Source organism: Vibrio sp. S17_S38 (genome assembly GCF_014694375.1).
Lineage (GTDB): Bacteria > Pseudomonadota > Gammaproteobacteria > Enterobacterales > Vibrionaceae > Vibrio.
Genome location: NZ_JAAUWW010000003.1, coordinates 151,446 through 171,625, shown reverse-complemented (window position 1 = coordinate 171,625; position 20,180 = coordinate 151,446). Strand labels below are relative to the sequence as shown.

The 20,180-nt window shown below is 40.5% G+C and carries 18 protein-coding genes; 16 read left to right on the top strand and 2 right to left on the bottom strand.

Translation table 11 applies throughout. The features are described from left to right. Nucleotides 1–76 precede the first annotated feature (76 nt). Together HC725_RS03780 and HC725_RS03775 are read left to right on the top strand one after the other, a co-directional pair. The gene (locus HC725_RS03780) at nucleotides 77–337 is read left to right on the top strand and encodes an FAD assembly factor SdhE (RefSeq protein ID WP_190330546.1); all 261 of its coding nucleotides are present in this window, start codon (nucleotides 77–79) and stop codon (nucleotides 335–337) included. 52 nt (nucleotides 338–389) lie between these two features. After that, on the top strand, nucleotides 390–728 hold the full coding sequence (locus tag HC725_RS03775; protein ID WP_190330443.1) for a hypothetical protein: 339 nt from the start codon (nucleotides 390–392) through the stop codon (nucleotides 726–728). 85 nt (nucleotides 729–813) lie between these two features. Here the strand turns inward: HC725_RS03775 and nadB are convergent, their stop codons facing one another. Continuing rightward, nucleotides 814–2,448, bottom strand: a complete 1,635-nt coding sequence (nadB, locus tag HC725_RS03770; protein ID WP_190330442.1) for an L-aspartate oxidase — start codon at nucleotides 2,446–2,448, stop codon at nucleotides 814–816. 441 nt (nucleotides 2,449–2,889) lie between these two features. Between nadB and rpoE the strand changes: the two genes are divergently transcribed. From rpoE to acpS, 11 genes are all read left to right on the top strand, one after another. Then, on the top strand, nucleotides 2,890–3,468 hold the full coding sequence (gene rpoE, locus HC725_RS03765) for an RNA polymerase sigma factor RpoE (RefSeq protein ID WP_190330441.1): 579 nt from the start codon (nucleotides 2,890–2,892) through the stop codon (nucleotides 3,466–3,468). Between the two features lie 27 nt (nucleotides 3,469–3,495). Continuing rightward, nucleotides 3,496–4,080: an RseA family anti-sigma factor gene (locus HC725_RS03760; RefSeq protein WP_190330440.1), complete on the top strand. Its 585-nt coding sequence runs from the start codon at nucleotides 3,496–3,498 to the stop codon at nucleotides 4,078–4,080. A 26-nt stretch (nucleotides 4,081–4,106) separates the two neighbouring features. Continuing rightward, nucleotides 4,107–5,090: a sigma-E factor regulatory protein RseB gene (rseB, locus tag HC725_RS03755; protein ID WP_190330439.1), complete on the top strand. Its 984-nt coding sequence runs from the start codon at nucleotides 4,107–4,109 to the stop codon at nucleotides 5,088–5,090. Further along, entirely contained in the window at nucleotides 5,090–5,560 is a 471-nt protein-coding gene (locus tag HC725_RS03750; protein WP_190330438.1) for a SoxR reducing system RseC family protein, read from the top strand. Before rseB ends, HC725_RS03750 begins: the two co-directional genes overlap by 1 nt. Before the next feature lie 155 nt (nucleotides 5,561–5,715). Further along, nucleotides 5,716–7,509, top strand: a complete 1,794-nt coding sequence (gene lepA / locus HC725_RS03745) for a translation elongation factor 4 (protein WP_190330437.1) — start codon at nucleotides 5,716–5,718, stop codon at nucleotides 7,507–7,509. A gap of 159 nt (nucleotides 7,510–7,668) precedes the next feature. Beyond that, nucleotides 7,669–8,568, top strand: coding sequence for a signal peptidase I (lepB, locus tag HC725_RS03740; RefSeq protein ID WP_190330436.1), 900 nt, complete (start codon nucleotides 7,669–7,671; stop codon nucleotides 8,566–8,568). A gap of 10 nt (nucleotides 8,569–8,578) precedes the next feature. Next, a complete protein-coding gene (gene rnc / locus HC725_RS03735) occupies nucleotides 8,579–9,259 on the top strand; it encodes a ribonuclease III (protein ID WP_190330435.1) in 681 nt (226 codons plus the stop codon). After that, the gene (era, locus tag HC725_RS03730; protein WP_190330434.1) at nucleotides 9,249–10,280 is read left to right on the top strand and encodes a GTPase Era; all 1,032 of its coding nucleotides are present in this window, start codon (nucleotides 9,249–9,251) and stop codon (nucleotides 10,278–10,280) included. Before rnc ends, era begins: the two co-directional genes overlap by 11 nt. 76 nt (nucleotides 10,281–10,356) lie before the next feature. Next, nucleotides 10,357–11,070 carry a DNA repair protein RecO gene (gene recO / locus HC725_RS03725; protein WP_190330433.1) on the top strand — a complete coding sequence of 238 codons (714 nt, stop codon included), beginning with the start codon at nucleotides 10,357–10,359 and terminating at the stop codon, nucleotides 11,068–11,070. A gap of 57 nt (nucleotides 11,071–11,127) precedes the next feature. Further along, nucleotides 11,128–11,859, top strand: coding sequence for a pyridoxine 5'-phosphate synthase (gene pdxJ, locus HC725_RS03720; protein WP_190330432.1), 732 nt, complete (start codon nucleotides 11,128–11,130; stop codon nucleotides 11,857–11,859). 3 nt (nucleotides 11,860–11,862) lie between these two features. Further along, nucleotides 11,863–12,243, top strand: coding sequence for a holo-ACP synthase (acpS, locus tag HC725_RS03715; RefSeq protein ID WP_190330431.1), 381 nt, complete (start codon nucleotides 11,863–11,865; stop codon nucleotides 12,241–12,243). An 87-nt stretch (nucleotides 12,244–12,330) separates the two neighbouring features. Here acpS and barA read toward each other — a convergent pair whose 3' ends face one another. Then, nucleotides 12,331–15,129, bottom strand: a complete 2,799-nt coding sequence (gene barA / locus HC725_RS03710) for a two-component sensor histidine kinase BarA (protein WP_190330430.1) — start codon at nucleotides 15,127–15,129, stop codon at nucleotides 12,331–12,333. Between the two features lie 278 nt (nucleotides 15,130–15,407). Here barA and rlmD point away from each other — a divergent pair, with 278 nt between their 5' ends. The 3 genes from rlmD (at nucleotide 15,408) to mazG (ending at nucleotide 20,011) form a co-directional block, all read left to right on the top strand. After that, the gene (gene rlmD, locus HC725_RS03705) at nucleotides 15,408–16,805 is read left to right on the top strand and encodes a 23S rRNA (uracil(1939)-C(5))-methyltransferase RlmD (protein WP_190330429.1); all 1,398 of its coding nucleotides are present in this window, start codon (nucleotides 15,408–15,410) and stop codon (nucleotides 16,803–16,805) included. A 58-nt stretch (nucleotides 16,806–16,863) separates the two neighbouring features. Then, the gene (gene relA, locus HC725_RS03700; RefSeq protein WP_190330428.1) at nucleotides 16,864–19,083 is read left to right on the top strand and encodes a GTP diphosphokinase; all 2,220 of its coding nucleotides are present in this window, start codon (nucleotides 16,864–16,866) and stop codon (nucleotides 19,081–19,083) included. 88 nt (nucleotides 19,084–19,171) lie between these two features. Further along, nucleotides 19,172–20,011 carry a nucleoside triphosphate pyrophosphohydrolase gene (gene mazG / locus HC725_RS03695; protein ID WP_446751347.1) on the top strand — a complete coding sequence of 280 codons (840 nt, stop codon included), beginning with the start codon at nucleotides 19,172–19,174 and terminating at the stop codon, nucleotides 20,009–20,011. The last annotated feature ends 169 nt before the right edge of the window (nucleotides 20,012–20,180 follow it).

Here is a 20,180-nt window from a genome sequence, read left to right as displayed (position 1 = left end):
CTCTGTGATAGCGGTACTAGTGAGAAGGTCATCATACTGGTAGACTAAAATGATTAAAATAATAGGTGGGATTGAGATGTATAGACCAGAAGAAAAAGCACGTATTAAATGGGCCTGTCGCCGAGGTATGCTAGAGCTTGATGTTGTTATCATGCCTTTTTTTGAAGAATGTTTTGATGATCTAAGTGAGCAAGAGCAGCAAGAATTTGTGTCTTTGCTTGAGTGTGATGATCCCGATTTATTTACTTGGATCATGGGGCATGGGCGCAGTGAACATTTAGGGCACGCAAAGTTAGTGGATAAGATCGTTGCCCATAATCTCAGTAAAGTGCGTTAATCTCGATAACCGCGCCAACAAATGTCATATTTTTGACTATAAAGAAACAGCAATGGCTTCAATTATCGCAATAGGTGTATTTTTATTGTTGAATTTGGGGCTCGCTGTTTCTCTCTCTCCTTTAGTTTTATCGCCATTATTAATACAATTATCATTTAAACTATGCTTTCAAAGTATAGAAGATAATAAATCGTCTTATTCCTATTCGTCTATATTCCATCCTGTTACTGCAATTCAAACTGAATTAATGACTTTCTGGGTACAACTTCGATTAAATAATCAGGTTATTCGATTATGGCGATATCAGTTTAATGAAGACGAATATCGTCGTTTATTGGTGTTGCTTAATCAAGATGACAATTATCGATTGGAAGTGAAGAAGGAACCTTAATGCTATTTATTGGACAAAATAGCATTAAGGTTTTAGAGCTTTAGAGCTTTAGAGCGAGGCTCAATTTATTGGCCGTGTTTTGTGATTAAAATAATGGATTGCTGGTTCTAAAGGTTTCAGGCTCTAGAATTGTCGGCCCGCTGTTCTCTAATTTATTAGGGTAATCTAAGGTATAATGCAAACCGCGACTCTCTTTTCTTGCCATCGCACAACGTACCATGAGTTCAGCTACTTGGAGTAAATTACGCAGTTCAAGTAAATTATTTGAAACGCGGAAGTGGCTGTAGTATTCATGGGTTTCTTGTTGTAATAATTGAATTCGTCGTAGTGCTCGCTCTAAACGTTTATCTGTCCTAACAATTCCCATGTAGTCCCACATAAAAAGACGTAGCTCATGCCAATTATGTTGCAGGATAACTTCTTCATCAGAGTTAGATACTTGGCTCTCATCCCAATAAGGTAAAGAGTCAGCTAGGGTAGCTTTATCGAAATTGGCGATAATATCGTTAGCGGCAGACCAAGCATACACTACGCATTCAAGTAATGAATTAGAGGCAAGTCGGTTTGCACCATGTAAACCGGTATATGTTACCTCGCCGATAGCATAAAGGTTTTTTAGATCGGTTTGTCCTTGCTGATTGACTATGACCCCGCCACAAGTGTAGTGAGCCGCAGGAACAATTGGGATCGGTTCTTTAGTCATATCAATCCCAAGGTCTTTTAGGCGCATATAAATAGTGGGAAAGTGTTTTTCAACAAAATCAGCTGGCTTATGACTGATATCTAAATACATGCAATCTGCGCCTAAACGCTTCATTTCAAAATCAATAGCGCGGGCGACGATGTCACGTGGTGCAAGTTCACCACGGTCGTCAAAATCAGGCATGAAACGAGTGCCGTCAGGACGCTTTAAGTATGCTCCTTCACCTCGAAGTGCTTCTGTTAGTAGAAAGTTTCGAGCTTCAGGGTGGAATAAACAGGTTGGGTGAAATTGATTAAACTCTAAGTTGGCAACACGACAACCTGCACGCCAAGCAATTGCAATACCATCACCAGATGAAACATCTGGATTTGACGTGTATTGGTACACTTTCGACGCACCACCTGTTGCAAGGATGACAAATTTAGCTCTGACCGATTCAACGTGTTCTTGATTACGATTCCAAATGTATGCACCGACCACTTTTTTAGGATCGCCACCAATTTTATCTTCAGTAATTAAATCAAGCGCATTGTAACGCTCAAGAAAGTGAATGTTGGGATGACGATCGACATTGTCTTGTAGCGAAGTTTGCATTGCCATTCCTGTGGCATCTGCTGCATGGAGAATGCGGCGATGACTGTGGCCACCTTCGCGTGTGAGGTGGTGTTTAGGGTGTTCACTTTTATCATTTTCATCAAAGTCGAATGGAACACCACCATCGATGAGCCACTGTACACATTCTTTAGAGTTTTTAGCGATGAAATTAACAGTCTCTTCTTCGCAAATACCAGCACCAGCGATTAACGTGTCTTCTACGTGAGATTCAATACTGTCATTTTCATCAAAAACAGCGGCAATACCTCCTTGAGCGTAGTAGGTCGAGCCTTCACACTTTGGGCCTTTGCTTAATACGATGACCTTCCCGTGAGCTGCAACGCGTAATGCCAATGAAAGGCCAGCCGCTCCACTACCAATGACGAGCACATCACATTCATGTTCTGTATTATTTGCGTTCATAATTTTGTCTCAATCCCTAAGCCAGAGGTTGGCGTTTTAATCAACCATAGATAACGTGACTGTGTGCATATATGCTTTTCATCTGCTGTTGTAGGTTTGCCTCAACGTACAGATTGGATCAAAGAGAATTGGTGGTAAATTAGTCTCACAATAAATAACGAATGGTATTATGAGCAAGCACTCTTGATTTAAAAAGGGTAATATGTCTGAATTATCGTCTCACATACCATATGATTACTGATTACGGTTAATTTGACGACCGAAGTAAATGATAATTACATTACACTTTATAATTGAAAAGCGAAAAGTTTTAATTTAAGGAACTTTTTTATTGATACGCGGTCATATCAGGTGCTCGTGTGGTGTCAATACTACAAATATAAAGAATAAGAGTTCATATCTGCGAAGATAAGAGCATAACAACAGGAGTAGGTGCTCGAAATGAGCGAGCAGTTGACAGATCAAGTTTTAATTGAGCGAGTTCAAAATGGTGATAAGCAAGCATTTAACCTTTTGGTGATTAAATACCAAAATAAGGTCTGCAGCTTAGTCTCTCGTTATATCAAAAATCCAGGCGATGTGCCGGATGTTGCTCAAGAGGCTTTTATTAAAGCGTACAGAGCAATTCCAGGGTTTCGTGGTGAGAGTGCTTTTTATACTTGGCTATATCGTATCGCAGTAAATACTGCGAAGAACTATATCGTGGCTCAATCACGCCGCCCACCAGCCAGTGATGTCGATGCAGAGGATGCAGAATATTACGAATCTGGTAGTGCACTAAAAGAAATTTCGAACCCTGAGAACTTAACGTTGTCAGAAGAACTAAAGCAGGTGGTTTTTGATGCAATTGATGCGCTGCCTGAAGATTTAAAAACGGCAATGACCCTTCGTGAAATAGATGGCTTAAGTTATGAAGAAATTGCTGAAGTGATGGATTGCCCTGTAGGGACGGTTCGTTCTCGGATATTCCGAGCTCGCGATGCAGTGGAAAAGAAGATAAAACCACTAATTCAGCGTTAATAGTCTTATTAATTTATGGTGATGAATATGACCAGTAAACAACAGATCTCGGCTCTAATGGATGGAGAGCTTGTGGATCAATCATTGATAACTGATATCGAAAACGATATTGAAGCACAACAATCATGGAGTTGTTACCATTTAATTGGTGACACGCTGCGTGGTGATGTCGCTCAAAATACATCAGGTTGGGATATTGCTTCCCAAGTTGCAATGGTACTTGAATCTGAACCAGCACATTCAAAACAAAATGGAAAACTTGCTCAAGTCGTACCATTAATGGAATCACAACCTAACCCACAAAAAGCGCGCTCAAAAATGCCAGCGTGGTTATCCAATCTAACTCAAATAGGGATTGCCGCTTGTGTTTCGTTAGTTGTGGTTTTAGGTGTACAGCAATATTCAGGCGGCAATGGTGCCGTCGGCGAATCAGATCAGCTACCCGTTTTACAAACCATCCCTTTTTCTGGATCTGCTGAACCTGTAAGTTTGACGAGCGAATCTGTTCGTACTCAATCGACTGAAGCGAAAGAGATGGAACAACATCGACGTATTAATGCACTGATGCAAGATTATGAATTGCAGTTACGCCTTAATCACTCCAGTGAATAATTGTTTAACGCTAGAGCGGTAATAAAATGAAAAAATTTCTGATTAGTATTGGGTTACTATTCAGCTTATTCAGTCAGCTTGCCTTGGCCGAAGATAAAAATTCAGCCGAGGCTTTACTGCATCAAATGAGCGAAGCCAGCCAAACTCTTAATTATGAAATGTCTTATATTCTTATTAAGAAAAATAGCATCGAGCCTTTACTTTATCGACACTCTGTTGGTGATAATAAACAACTTGCGCACTTGGTTTATCTCAGTGGCCCTGTTCGAGAAGTAATTCGACGTGCGGATGAAATAAGCTATATTGAACCGGGTATTGAGCCGTTCACTATTCGTTCTGGGAGTATGGTCGCACCACTTATTCCAATGATTAACAGCAATATTACAGAGCTTAGTCGCTTATATGATTTTGTTAAAATTGGGCGTTCTCGTGAAGCAGGATCTGCTTGCCAAGTCATAAGGGTAGTGCCTAAAGATGGGCAGCGTTATTCTTATGTCGTTTGGGTTGATGAGCGCAGTAAACTGCCTTTACGAGCTGATTTGATTGAACGTAATGGTGAGGTTTTAGAACAATATAGGACGGTGTCGTATGCCGTTAGTGATCATATTGCTACCATATTAGAAAAGCTTAATAGGGTGAAACTGCCTGATGTATTAAGCATTCCTAAGCCTCAATCTGCCGATGCTGATTGGAAGGTTAGTTGGGTGCCGGATGGTTTTAAAGCAAATGATCTTAATCGATACAGAATGCCTATTACGGACAGTATTGTAGAAAGTCAGCTATTTTCTGATGGATTATTTAATTTTTCTGTCTATGTTTCAGAGCTAAATTCACCAGACAGTCGTACGCAAATATACCGTCAAGGTCGTCGTACCTTGCAAACTTTCGTTAAAGATAATAAAGAAATTTCTGTCATTGGTGATATTCCTCCAGAGACTGCAAAACGTATTGCCAATTCGATTGTGTTTAAGTTAGCAACGGACACGGCAACCAATAAAGGTACTAAATAATGATGACAGCTTTGGCTACGGTCGTTGATATAGCTACCCAAAATGGTAAGCATTATGTTCAAGTGAGCTGTGATCAGCAAACCAGCTGCAATCATTGTAAATCACAAAAAAACTGTGGCACGGGATTGGTTTCTAAAGCATTAGGGAGTAAGTCTCACGTGTGGAAACTTGAAACTAAGCAAGCATTGAAAACGGGCCAAGTCGTTGAAATCGGCTTACCTGAAAAAAGTATTGTGCTCTCTGCGCTAACTGTTTATTTATTGCCTTTACTTGCGATGATGTTAGGTAGCCTTATTGCTCAGTTATGGTTAAGACCATTAATGGGCGGTGGAGAAGGGATTGTTATCCTCATGTTTTTTCTATTTGGTGGTTTGGGTATTTACTTCGCCAAGCCGATCACGGCTTGGTTAGAGGGTAAAGTTGGGCGTGAAGTCAGCTTAATTCGAATACTTGGCCAGCCTATTTGTTAAGCCTACCTCTCTTATGACTTGATCTACCTCTTCAAGTAATAAGGGTATAGCTACCTTGCTTGAAATTGGGTAGAATCCCCTCCACTTTAATGAAACCAACATATCAGTGTTGCGTTTCTATTTTTCATTTTTTAATTGAGTATCGTCACCAGCCTATGAAGCACATTCGTAATTTTTCGATTATCGCCCACATCGACCACGGTAAGTCGACCCTTTCTGATCGCCTAATCCAAGTTTGTGGAGGGTTAACTGAACGTGAAATGGCGGCTCAAGTGTTAGACTCAATGGATCTTGAGCGTGAGCGTGGCATCACAATCAAGGCGCAAAGCGTAACATTAGATTATAAAGCGAACGATGGTGAAACTTATCAGTTGAACTTTATCGATACTCCTGGACATGTTGATTTCTCGTATGAAGTATCTCGCTCTCTAGCGGCGTGTGAAGGGGCTTTATTAGTCGTCGATGCTGGTCAAGGTGTTGAAGCTCAAACACTGGCAAACTGTTACACCGCGATTGAAATGGATCTTGAAGTCGTTCCGATCCTAAACAAAATTGATTTACCAGCCGCGGATCCTGAGCGTGTAGCGGAAGAGATTGAAGATATTGTTGGCATTGATGCAATGGAAGCGGTTCGTTGCTCTGCAAAAACAGGCATCGGTGTTGACTTAGTATTAGAAGAAATTGTGAGATCAATTCCTGCTCCAGAAGGTGATCCAGACGGGCCCTTACAAGCTTTGATTATTGACTCATGGTTTGATAACTATTTAGGCGTAGTTTCTTTAGTTCGCATTAAAAATGGTTCACTAAAGAAAAACGATAAAATTAAAGTAATGAGTACAGGTCAGACTTGGGGGGTAGACCGTATTGGTATTTTTACTCCTAAGCAAGTTGATACTAATGGACTCAATACTGGTGAAGTTGGCTGGGTTGTGTGCGGTATTAAAGATATTTTAGGTGCGCCAGTAGGGGATACTTTAACTCACGCCAAAGGCGGTTGTGAAAAAAGATTACCAGGTTTCCAAAAAGTAAAACCGCAAGTTTATGCTGGATTGTTCCCTGTTTCTTCGGATGATTATGAAAACTTCCGAGATGCTCTGGGTAAATTAAGTTTAAACGATGCTTCGTTATTCTATGAGCCAGAAAGTTCGGCTGCACTTGGTTTCGGTTTCCGTTGTGGTTTTCTTGGCATGTTGCACATGGAAATCATTCAAGAGCGTTTAGAGCGTGAATACGATTTAGATTTGATCACAACAGCACCTACCGTAGTGTATGAAGTGATGAAAACGGATAAATCTATTCTATATGTAGATAGCCCTGCGAAATTGCCCGCAATTAATGACATAGAAGAAATTCGTGAGCCGATTGCACGCTGTAATATCTTAGTGCCAGCAGATTATTTAGGTAATGTGATTACCTTATGTATTGAAAAGCGCGGCACTCAGGTTGACATGGTTTATCATGGTAACCAAGTTGCATTAACTTATGACTTACCAATGGCTGAAGTGGTATTGGACTTTTTTGACCGTTTGAAATCAACCTCGCGTGGTTATGCTTCTTTAGATTACAACTTCCAGCGTTATCAGTTGTCTAGCATGGTGCGTGTTGATGTATTACTTAATGGTGAAACTGTCGATGCATTGGCGATTATTACTCATAAAGAAAACTCACAAACTCGTGGCCGTCAATTAGTCGAGAAAATGAAAGAGTTCATCCCTCGTCAAATGTTTGATATCGCGATTCAAGCGGCGATTGGTAATCATATTATTGCCCGTTCTACTGTTAAGCAATTGCGTAAAAACGTTATCGCTAAATGTTATGGTGGCGATATCAGCCGTAAGAAAAAATTATTGAAGAAACAAAAAGAAGGTAAAAAACGCATGAAGCAAATTGGTAATGTTGAATTACCTCAAGAGGCTTTCCTTGCAATCCTTCACGTTGGTAAAGATTAATTTATCAGGCTGAAATCGGGTCATCGAAATAAAGTGAAAGAGCAGTAACGTTCTTTCACTTTCATTGTTTTTATTGAGTGTTGTTTTAACCAAAATGGTTTTGAATGGACACCGGAATGGAATATCCGTTCTTATTTTAGAAAATTATAGGGAAGCCAAATGGCGAATACATTTTCATTGATTTTAGTTTTAGTGACTTTAGTTACTGGTGTTGTATGGGTGTTAGAGAAATTGGTTTGGGGTAAAAAACGCCAACAATCAGTTGCTAACATTGAAACTCAGACTAAAGAGCCTCTACCAAAAGAGATCGTAGCGAAAGTTAATCGTCAGCCTTGGTGGGTTGAAAATAGTGTATCAATCTTCCCTGTTATTGCATTCGTTTTGATTCTGCGCAGTTTTATTTATGAACCATTTCAAATTCCATCAGGATCGATGATGCCAACATTACTTGTTGGTGATTTCATCTTGGTCGAAAAATTTTCATATGGCATTAAAGATCCTGTATTTCAATCGACATTGGTTGAAACCGGTGAGCCAAAACGTGGTGATATCATTGTTTTTCGTTACCCACCACAACCTAATATTGATTACATAAAACGCGTCGTGGGCTTGCCGGGCGATACTATCCGCTATACTGAAAGTAAGCAGTTATGTGTTCAGTCTCCGGGCAGCCAAGAATGTAAACCTGTTGAGCATTCGGATGTAAAACAAAGTGACTTCTTCCAAGATGGCGTTCCTCTTATTCAAGCAAAGGAACAATTGGGTGACGTGGCACACAGTATTTTAATCAGCCCGGTACGCCGTGATAATGTTGCGGCTTATAAGCCAAGAGCATATCAAGCGGAGTGGGTTGTTCCTCAGGGCGAGTACTTTATGATGGGTGATAACCGTGATAATAGTGCAGATAGCCGCTATTGGGGATTTGTACCGGAGGCTAATCTAGTCGGTAAAGCCGTTGCTATTTGGATTAGCTTTGAATTTGATCGTGATGCGGACAGCGTATTGCCTTCGTGGATCCCAACCGGCGTGCGATTTAATCGTATCGGCGGCTTAATATAATTGAGAGAGCATGAATTCTCAGATTGCTAAGTTAGAAAAAAAGATCGGTTATAGCTTTAATAGCGCCGATCTTCTAAACCTCGCACTGACTCACCGCAGTGCGAATAGCCAACACAATGAACGTTTAGAGTTTTTGGGCGATTCAATTTTAAGTTTTGTCATTGCCGATGAATTATATCATCGCTTCCCTAAAATAAATGAAGGGGATATGAGCCGCATGCGCGCGACATTAGTTCGTGGGCAAACTTTAGCGGAGCTTGGGCGTGAGTTTGAGCTAGGAGATTACTTAAAATTAGGTCCAGGCGAGTTGAAAAGCGGTGGGTATCGCCGTGATTCAATCCTTGCTGATGCAGTAGAAGCCATAATCGGTGCCAGTTATCTTGATAGTGATGTTGAGGTTGTTCGTGGTGTTGTATTGAGTTGGTATCAATCTCGCTTGGAAGCGATCAAGCCAGGTATTTCGCAAAAAGATCCAAAAACTCAACTACAAGAATTTTTGCAAGGGCGTCGTAAGCCGCTACCGATTTATATCGTCGAGAAAATTAAAGGTGAAGCGCATAACCAAGAGTTTACCGTTTCATGTGATATTGCTGGTGTATCTGCGCCGGTGATAGGAAAAGGTACCAGCCGCCGTAAAGCTGAGCAATCGGCTGCGGAACTTGCGTTAGGAGTGCTGACCAATGACAAATAAAAATGATCCAAATAATGAGCAAAACAAGGTTCAAGATAACGAGCAGCCAGAATTCGATCTTGATGCCTATTTTGCGGGTGAAGCGCAACCATCAAAAGCTGACAATGTAAGCATTGATGAAAGTGAGCAGCATTGCGGTTTTATCGCGATTGTAGGTCGTCCAAATGTGGGCAAATCAACACTACTTAACCATTTGTTAGGCCAGAAAATTTCGATTACTTCACGTAAACCTCAAACGACACGCCACCGTATTATGGGTGTGGATACAGAGGATGGATTTCAAGCGATTTATATTGATACTCCAGGGCTTCACATTGAAGAAAAGCGCGCAATTAACCGTTTAATGAACCGGGCGGCTAACAGCTCATTAAGCGATGTTAATCTGGTTTTATTTGTGGTCGATGGAACACAATGGACGCCTGATGATGAAATGGTTTTGAACAAGTTGCGTAATGCTAACTTCCCAACTATTTTATTGATCAATAAAGTCGACAACGTTAAAGATCGTACACACGTTATGATGCATATGCAGTCATTGTCTGAAAAGATGGATTTTGTCGATATTATTCCTATTTCGGCTAAGCATGGTCGTAATACTGATGCGATTCGTCAGCGAGTCCGTGAGGCGTTGCCACAAGCTGTTCACCACTTCCCTGAAGAATATGTCACTGATCGTTCTCAACGTTTTATGGCATCGGAAATTATCCGCGAAAAATTGATGCGTTTTACTGGTGAGGAATTACCTTATTCCGTGACGGTTGAGATTGAACGTTTTGATTATAATCCTGACACCGATGGTTTTCATATCAACGCTCTAATTTTGGTTGAGCGTCTTGGTCAGAAAAAAATGGTGATTGGTTCTGGTGGTGAAAAAATCAAAACTATTGGTCGTGAAGCTCGTCTGGATATGGAAGAGCTGTTTGACCGTAAAGTATATTTAGAAACGTGGGTTAAAGTGAAATCAGGTTGGGCCGATGATGAACGTGCACTACGTTCTCTTGGATATATTGACGATTTATAATCTTTAGAATGGCGATCTCGTATTTCGATTTTATATCGAAATACGAGCCTTCGAAATGTGAGTGACGGAAAACGCTATGTCTGACGCTTTGGGTTTCCAACGTTGTTTTGTTCTCCATCGTCGTCCATATACTGAAACCAGCTTGATTTTAGATGTGTTCAGTGAAGAGTATGGGCGAGTCACTATTTTAGCCAAAGGTGCCCGCAGTAAGCGATCCAACCTCAAAGGCGTGTTGCAACCTTTTACCCCTTTGTTGCTTAAGTGGTTTGGTAAAGGTTCAATGCGTACTTTAAAGCAAGCTGAACCCATCAGTTTGGGCATTCCTCTTTCTGGTATCAATCTTTATTCTGCTATGTATATAAATGAATTGGTTGCTCGAGTGGTAGAAAGCGAAACTGCTTACCCTGAACTTTTCCACGATTACCTTTCCGCACTGACCGAATTAGCCCAATGTGACAACCCTGAACCCGCTTTACGCCGTTTTGAGCTAGCTTTGCTCTCTTCACTGGGATATGGCGTGGATTTTCTGCACTGTGCCGGCAGTGGCGAGCCTGTCTCTGATAATATGACTTATCGCTACCGTGAACAAAAAGGCTTTATTGCGAGCGTAAGACAGGATAACTTATCTTTTCTTGGTAATGAGTTAGTCGCTATTAGTGAGCGTCGTTTCTTAACCAAATCCCAATTACAAGCGGCTAAGCGCTTTACCCGCATGGCATTAAAGCCCTACATTGGCAGCAAACCGTTAAAAAGTCGGGAGCTATTTGTGATGATAGCTTCTAAGAAATAGTTACTATGTTTGGTATTTTATTCAAGCTTGAAGAGCTGATAACAAGGAATGAGAAAGATGAGTGAGATTTACTTAGGCGTCAATATTGATCATATCGCAACCGTTCGTAATGCGCGTGGCACTAAGTACCCGGATCCTGTTCACGCAGCGGAAATAGCAGAACGAGCCGGAGCAGACGGTATTACCGTCCATTTACGTGAAGATCGCCGTCATATAAATGATCGTGATGTTCGTATTTTGCGTGAAACATTGCAAACTCGTATGAATCTTGAAATGGCTGTGACAGATGAAATGGTGGATATAGCGCTTAAAGCCCAGCCTGAATATGTCTGTTTAGTGCCGGAAAAGCGCGAGGAACTGACCACGGAAGGCGGGTTAGATGTGGTTGGTCAACTTGATAAAATCACGGCTGCTACTAAAAAGTTAGCAGATGCCGGTATTAAGGTTTCTCTTTTTATTGATGCATCTACTGATCAGATTAATGCGGCTAAAGCGAGTGGGGCTCCTTATATTGAGCTTCATACTGGTCATTATGCTGATGCTGAAACAGACCTTGAGCAACAAGAAGAATTGAAGCGTATTGCAGCTGCGGCAACCTACGCACATTCTATTGGCATTAAGGTTAATGCCGGTCATGGTTTGACGTATCATAATGTTGGGCCTATTGCCGCATTACCAGAAATCTATGAATTAAATATTGGTCATTCGATTATTGGTCGGGCTTTATTTGATGGTTTAGACAAAGCGGTTGCTGATATGAAAGCCGTTATGCAGCAAGCACGCCGTTAAATTATGGCTATTGTTGGACTTGGCACTGACGTTGCTGATATTGAACGTATAGAAAAAAGCCTACAACGCTCAGGGAAAGCTTTCGCTGAGCGTATTCTAGTGTCCTCTGAACTTGATATTTTTGACTCATTGAAATATCAAGGTCGTTATCTCGCGAAACGATTTTCGGCGAAAGAAGCTGCTTCAAAAGCTCTGGGAACTGGCATCGCTTGTGGTGTTAGTTTTCAAGATTTTGAAATTAGGAATGATGATCTAGGAAAGCCATTTTTAATATTGCATGGTCAAGCACAAAAACTGGCAGAGCAAAAAGGCGTCCATTACATCCATTTATCTATTTCAGATGAAAAACGCTATGCTATGGCAACGGTGATTTTGGAAAGCTAAACTCGGCACTTACGTTTCGGCATTTAAACTTTGATTTTTCGGCCCTCGAGCGAAGCGTCCTTACACCTCGGCTCTCCATCGCTTGTTTTATAAATACTCACCTGCTGCTTGAACTATCTTGCTCATTTCATCTTGCAACTCAAATAATTCAGGCTCAATGCTCTCAATTAACTGATTTGATCGTAGAGCCGTTTCTATAACAGCACAAATATTTTGCAGTCTAGGCACACCACAATAAGCACAGCTTCCATGTAACTTATGGATAATAGCTAGTAATTCAGCTTCAGAACCATTTTTCGAAGCTAAAGATACTTCTACTTGTTTATCCACTTCGGGAATAAAGTGGACTAACATCTGTAGCATTTCAATAGCAAGATCGTTTTTATTGGCTGCCTGTTTTAACGCTATCGCCCAATCAATGCTGTTATCGGATAAGCTTAGCGGATTATGCGTTTTATCATTTTTATCTTCTGATGTGTCTATTTTTTCAATTGTGCCGGAGACCGTATAAGGATTCCAGTGCACCAATAGTTGATGCAACACATGCTCTTCGATTGGCTTGGACAAATAATCATCCATACCCGCTTGTAATAATCGTTCTCTTTCACCTTCAATTGCATGAGCGGTTACAGCGATAACGGGGGTTTTACCATTCAACTGAGTTTCTTTAATGTGTAAGCAAGCAGTCACACCATCCATATGCGGCATCTGAATATCCATCAATATAATGTCAAAGCTGTTTTCTGTTGCCTGTAAAACTGCTTCTGCACCATTTGAGCAAGTGGTTACGTGCATTACTTGTTCATCTAGCAGCGCTGTGATCAATTTTAAGTTAGCTGGGTTATCATCAACAGCCATTACTCGGATTGGTAACTTCTCACTATGTGGTGCTTCTGGTGCCGCAAGCAGCATTGATTGTGCTTGGTTAGGCAGCATCATTTGTAAGAGCTTCTTACGAATGATTGGCTTGGCAATACATTGAATTGGATACAGTTTGATTAGGTTTTCTGCCAACGCTAATTCTGTGCTTGGCAAGCCTAGGATCATTTTAGATGAAATACTCATACCTTGTTGGATGGCTCTGAAAATTTGATTTTGATCTAAAGGTGCACTTGGCGATGTATTAAATAACAATATATCGAACCGTTCGTTACTATCAGATAAGGCCGCATCAGGTAAATGATCTAAATGTGTAACCAACATGCCTAATCGAATCATATGTTGCTCAATAATACGGGCTAGTGAAATATTGGGCTCAATTAATAGCACCGATTGACCTTCAAGCGCAGAAGCGTCTATTTGAGGAACCAACGGTATATTGGTGGTTTGGAATGTTACGGTAAACCAGAAGGTCGATCCTTGATGCAAACGGCTGGTTAAGCTGATTTCTCCCCCCATTTGACTGACTAGGTTTTGCGTGATCACAAGCCCTAAACCTGTACCGCCATAACGGCGTGAAATACTGGCATCAGCTTGGCTGAAAGCTTGAAATAATTGGGCTTGTTGTCGTTCGGATATCCCAATGCCAGTATCACGAACAATAAATTGTACTTCTGCTTTATTGTCGATACTTGAACGCAGCTCAGCTGAAATATCAATGTTGCCACGTTCAGTAAATTTAATAGCATTACCAACAAGGTTAGTAATGATCTGTTGAATTCGTAATGAATCACCGACTAACCCAGCAGGGAGTGCAGGATCCAGATTTAATGTAATTTCTAATCCTTTTTCGTGGGCACTCGGCGCTTGTAAACTAACGACCTCATCTAATGATTCTTGTAAATCAAATGGGATATTTTCCAGTAAAAGCTTACCGGCTTCGAGTTTAGAGAAGTCGAGAATATCATTAATAATTGACAATAAACTTTGCGCTGAACGTTCAATGGTTTGTAAGTAATCGACTTGATTCGATGTTAATTGGGTTTTGAGTATTTGACGGGCAAAACCGATTACGCCATTTAATGGAGTTCGTAATTCATGCGACATATTAGCTAAGAATTCAGATTTCACTCGAGCGGCTTCTTGAGCTCGTTTTTTTGCGATATCAAGTTCGATATTTTGAATTTCTAGTTGTTCAAGGGTTTCTCGTAAATCGGATGTGGCTTGATCAATGCTATGTTGCATTTCAACATGATACTCGGACAACGACATTGCCATGGCATTAATACCACTTTTTAAGGTATCGAGTTCGCCATGCAGCTTGCCTTCAATCCTTACGTCCAAATGTCCGCGGCGAATTTTATCTACTACGCTTACCATATGTGAAATCGGTAATGTGACATCACGCATTAGGCGATAAGCAAAAAATCCAGATAGACCTATACCAAAAATGAGCACCATTAATGCCGAAAATATCTCTTGATATTGTTGCAGTCGTAATGACGACATATCCAACTCGATAGCGATATAACCTAAAGCTTGGTTTGGATCGATTTCTTTACCGGTAGGGTCAGAAAATTGACCTTCGGCTAAGATAGGTGAGCGTAAGATCAAAATGTTTGAGTTGTTTTTCGCTTGCTCTATTGTGCTGAGAAGTGGGATCGGCTTCGTTTTATCAAAAGTGAGTGATTGAAAGTTAGGATGAAAGTTTGATGTTACAAATAGCTCATGATGAGAATCAAATACCGCTATACTGCGCACAATATCTGAATGTTTACGGTGAGCGTAACTTATTAAACGGCGTACAGCTTCTCGGCTTTGCTGAGTCATGCCGTACTCACTAGCAATCGCTAACGGTTCAATGATATCAGTTCCAGAAGTAATTAATTGATTTTCGAGATCATTGTAGCGATTTAATGTGAAAAATCCGCTCAATAAAAAACCAATAATGAGTGTTGGTGCGAGCGTTAATGTAATTACGCGGGCGCGTAAGCCATACCTTGTCATGATTCTTTAATTACAAGCCTGTCTGGATATGGGAAAATAGCTATTTTGATAATTGTGAGTGATTGAATGCCACTAAATAGCCGTGATTCAAGTACACTTAGTCACCATAAAAGCTAAACGAATCGTTAGCTTAATCAACAATGTGTGTTTCGACAATCATAGAGTGAGATATTCACGATTAAACACAACTTTCACTGTTATTCATATCGCTTATTTTAATTAAATTAAGCGATAATATTTTTAAGTAACTCAATTTTATAACTAGGTAGTAAGTCGTAATGGCCAATTTTTATCAAGCTAAAAAACCACAAGCAAGTCAGATCAAGCATCAACTTGTGACTATCGAACGCCTCGATCATCAAGGGGCAGGGATTGCTTACGAAAATAAAAAGCCAATATTTGTTGAAGGTACGCTACCTGGTGAACGTGTGTTAGTGCAAGTGATGGAAGATAAAAGCAAATTTGCTAAAGCGAAGCTCATGCGAGTTGAGCAAGCGAGCGATAAACGTATTGATGCATTTTGTCCACATTATCAAACTTGCGGTGGTTGTAATCTTCAGCATTTGAGCCATGAGGATCAAATTTCTCATAAATCACAATCTTTAACACAATTGATGACTAAGTTTGCAGGCAAGGCGCTTAAGAAAAATGCTGCGACCAATGGAGATCTTCAACTCGAAGAACCCATTATTTCTAGTAATACTGGCTATCGCCGCCGCGCTCGCATTAGCTTAATGTTTGATATTAAAACCCAGAAACTTCAATTTGGTTTCCGTCAAAAAAGTAGTAAGAACATTGCTAACGTTACCGATTGTCCAGTATTAGAACCACAATTGAATGCCTTACTACCGGGTATTAAATCAGTATTAGATAATATGGATCAGCCAAGAAAGCTTGGTCATGTGGAAGTGGTGTTTGACGGTGTTAATAAAGCCATGTTGTTGCGTCATACCGCACCTTTAACCAGCCAAGAGCATCAATCTTTAGTTGAATTTGCTGAGCAGAATGATCTGACATTGTACCTGTCACCCAATCAAGGTGAGCTACACTGTGTGGTGGGTGAATCGTTAGCTTACCAAGAAACAGGAAGTCAGATTGCATTTTTACCGAATGATTTTATTCAAGTTAACCAAAGTGTGAATCAAGCCATGGTGAAACAAGCCATAGATTGGTTAGGATTAACCTCACAAGATCGTGTGCTCGATTTATTCTGTGGATTAGGTAATTTTAGCTTTTCTTTAGCTAAGTATGCTGAGCATGTGGTTGGCGTTGAAGGTGTGGAAGCCATGGTGCAGCGTGCAACTGAAAATGCTGAACGTAATGGCATTAAGAATGTTGAATTTTATCAAGCGGATCTTGAACAAGATTTACGCCAAGCACCTTGGGCTAAAAAACAATTTAATAAAGTGTTGCTTGATCCCGCTCGTGCGGGCGCCTCAGGTATCATTGAGCGTATTGCTGAACTTGGCGCTCAGGCTGTGGTCTATGTTTCATGTAACCCTGCTACGTTAGCCAGAGATAGCCAAAATTTATTAAACCAAGGTTACGAGCTACATAAATTAGCTATGTTAGATATGTTTCCTCATACCAGTCATTTAGAGTCGATGGCGCTATTTATCAAAACAGGTAAAGTCAAAAAGAACACCGTCAAAAAGCCGAATCGATTCAAATTATAACCAGTGAAAGAGGTAATTTTCGCTGTTATTCAAATTTTACCGACAGGAAGATGTACTAATGGTCGCAGTCAGAAGCGCACATTTAAATAAGCATGAAGAGTTTGAGCTAGACGCTTGGATTGAAAGCCTTCATCAAGATGGAAAAACCAGTAATAAGTTAAAGCAAGTTTATCAACAATGCGAAGAAATACTGGTTAATCAAAAGCAAAAAGAGAAGCTACTATGGCGTGGTCGAGAAATGATCGAAATATTGATCACCTTATCGATGGATCGCCCGACCTTAATGGCTGCACAGCTTTTTCCTATTGTTTCCGAAGGATTATTTGATCGTGAAGCATTAGTCGAAATTTATGGGAAAGAAATCGTTAAGCTTATCGATGGTGTCGATGAAATGGCAGCCATTGGTCAGCTCAATGTCAGTATGGATGATTCAGAAGCTTCGGAGCAGGTTGATAACGTCCGCCGGATGTTACTCGCCATGGTGGATGATTTTCGTTGTGTGATCATCAAACTTGCGGAACGTATTTGTAATTTGCGTGAAGTAAAAGATGAGCCCGACGACATCCGTCAAGCTGCAGCCAAAGAGTGCGCTAATATTTATGCTCCTTTAGCAAATCGATTAGGTATTGGCCAGCTTAAGTGGGAAATTGAAGATTACGCTTTTCGTTACCAATGTTCTGACACCTATAAAAAAATCGCCAAACAATTATCGGAACGCCGTATTGTCCGTGAGCAATATATTCATGACTTTGTGACTGATTTATCACAAGAAATGAAAGACGCCAATATCAATGCAGAAGTGAGTGGAAGACCAAAGCACATCTACAGTATTTGGCGAAAAATGCAGAAAAAAAATCTTGAGTTTGATGAATTGTTTGATGTGCGTGCGGTACGTATTATCGCCGATCAACTACAAGATTGTTATGGTGCGCTCGGTATGGTTCATACCAAATATCGACATTTACCAAGTGAATTTGATGATTATGTTGCGAATCCAAAACCGAATGGTTATCAATCTATCCATACGGTTGTGCTTGGGCCGGAAGGGAAAACCATTGAAATCCAAATTCGAACTAAACAAATGCATGAAGACTCTGAATTAGGCGTTGCCGCGCATTGGAAATATAAAGAAGGCAGCAGTACGGCAGGGCGCAGTGGTTATGATGAGAAAATTACATGGCTACGTAAACTGATCGATTGGCAAGAAGAGATGGCAGATTCTGGCGAAATGCTGGATGAGCTCCGCAGTCAAGTGTTCGACGATCGTGTTTATGCATTTACCCCAAAAGGCGATGTGGTTGATTTACCTATGGGCGCGACACCACTTGATTTTGCTTATCATATTCATTCTGAAGTCGGACATCGCTGTATTGGCGCAAAAGTGGGAGGGCGGATCGTACCGTTTACCCATAAGTTATCTATGGGCGATCAAGTTGAAATTATTACCCAAAAAGAACCTAATCCATCACGAGATTGGCTTAATCCATCCTTAGGTTTTGTGCACTCAGGCCGCGCACGTGCCAAAATCAATGCTTGGTTTAGAAAACTGGGTCGAGATAAAAATCTCGAAGCAGGTAAAGATATTCTCGAATCAGAGTTGCATAAAATTGGCGCTACATTAAAAGATGCTCAGAAATATGCCTTGAAGCGTTTTAATGTTAATAGCAATGATGAGTTGTTTGTTGGTATTGGTAGTGGTGATTTACGTATTAACCAAGTGATTAATCACATTAATGCTTTGGTTAATAAACCAACCGCTGAAGAAGAAGACAAACAAGCACTAGCTAAGTTACAAGAGGCAAAAACGGTACATGACAACCGCCCAAGAAAAGATGCGGTAGTGGTGCAAGGGGTTGATAACTTAATGACGCATCTTGCACGCTGTTGCCAACCTATCCCGGGTGATGAAATTCGTGGATATATTACGCAAGGGCGCGGAATTTCGGTTCATCGATCTGATTGTGAACAACTCGGTGAACTAAATCACCATGCACCCGAACGTATTATTGATACAGTTTGGGGAGGGGGCTCAAATGGTTTATATGTTTTGACCATTAGAGTTGAGGCGTTAGAGCGTGTCGGATTATTAAAAGATATCAGTACCTTGTTATCTAATGAGAAAATAAAAGTGAATAGCATGAATAGTCGTACCGACTACAAACGCCAGATCACGATTATGGATTTTCATCTTGATGTACATAATGTTGAAATACTGAATCGAATTGTGGCACGAGTTGAGCAGATTAAAGATGTATTACGAGTCAAACGTCTGAAATAATTTAACGAGAACAAGTTAAACACCGCTGATTGTAGCGGTGTTTTTTTATGGTAATAATTATCCCATAAAATATAAATGAGTATGAAATATGACGAGTGAAACCATTTTGAATAAATCCCTTAGCAATCCGATTGAACAACTTAAAGCTATCATGCAGCAGTTGCGCGATCCTGAAAATGGCTGCCCTTGGGATAAAAAACAGACCTTTGACTCCATTATACCTCATACGATTGAGGAAACGTATGAGGTCGTGGATGCAATTCATAATCAAGATTGGCCAAATTTACAAGAAGAGTTAGGCGATTTGTTGTTTCAAGTGATTTTTTATAGCCAATTGGCGAATGAGCAAGAATTATTTGATTTTGATGATGTTGTGCAAAGTGTGAATCAAAAGCTGATTCGTCGTCATCCTCACGTGTTTCCAGATAAACATGGTGTAAAAGAAATCATCAATGATGAAAGCGCATTGAATCAGAGATGGGATACTGAAAAGCAAAAAGAGAAGTTGGAGCAAGGCAAGGTTGAAAAAAGTATTCTAGACTCAATACCAAAAGCCTTACCTGCATTATCTCGTGCGAATAAAATTCAAAAGAAAGTGGCTAAATTTGGTTTTGACTGGGCAACCCTCGGACCTGTTGTTGATAAGGTACAGGAAGAGATTGATGAAGTCATGGCAGAGGCGCTGCAAGTTAAGGTTAATGAACAAAAAGTAGAAGAAGAGTTGGGTGATCTGATGTTTGCGACGGTGAACTTAGTGCGTCACTTAGGAAAAGATCCCGAAATGACTCTTGCTAAAGCAAATAAAAAATTTGAACGTCGATTTCGAGGCGTTGAAATTAAGATTCATGAAAAGGCCAAGCAGCTAGTCGATTGTTCTTTAGAGGAGCTTGATTTGGCTTGGGATGAAGTTAAATCTGAGGAGAAATAGCGCATATGAATACTTTTGTGGACGAAAAGCCTTAATAAATAGAAAGTTTAATTGCTTAAAATTCGTTGTCGATGAGGGAAATTGATTTGAAGCAAAAAATTAAATTACAGACTGTGATAGATTTCACGTTGTAGCGGAAAAGCGGTTCTGGTATATTTTCATCCCGTCC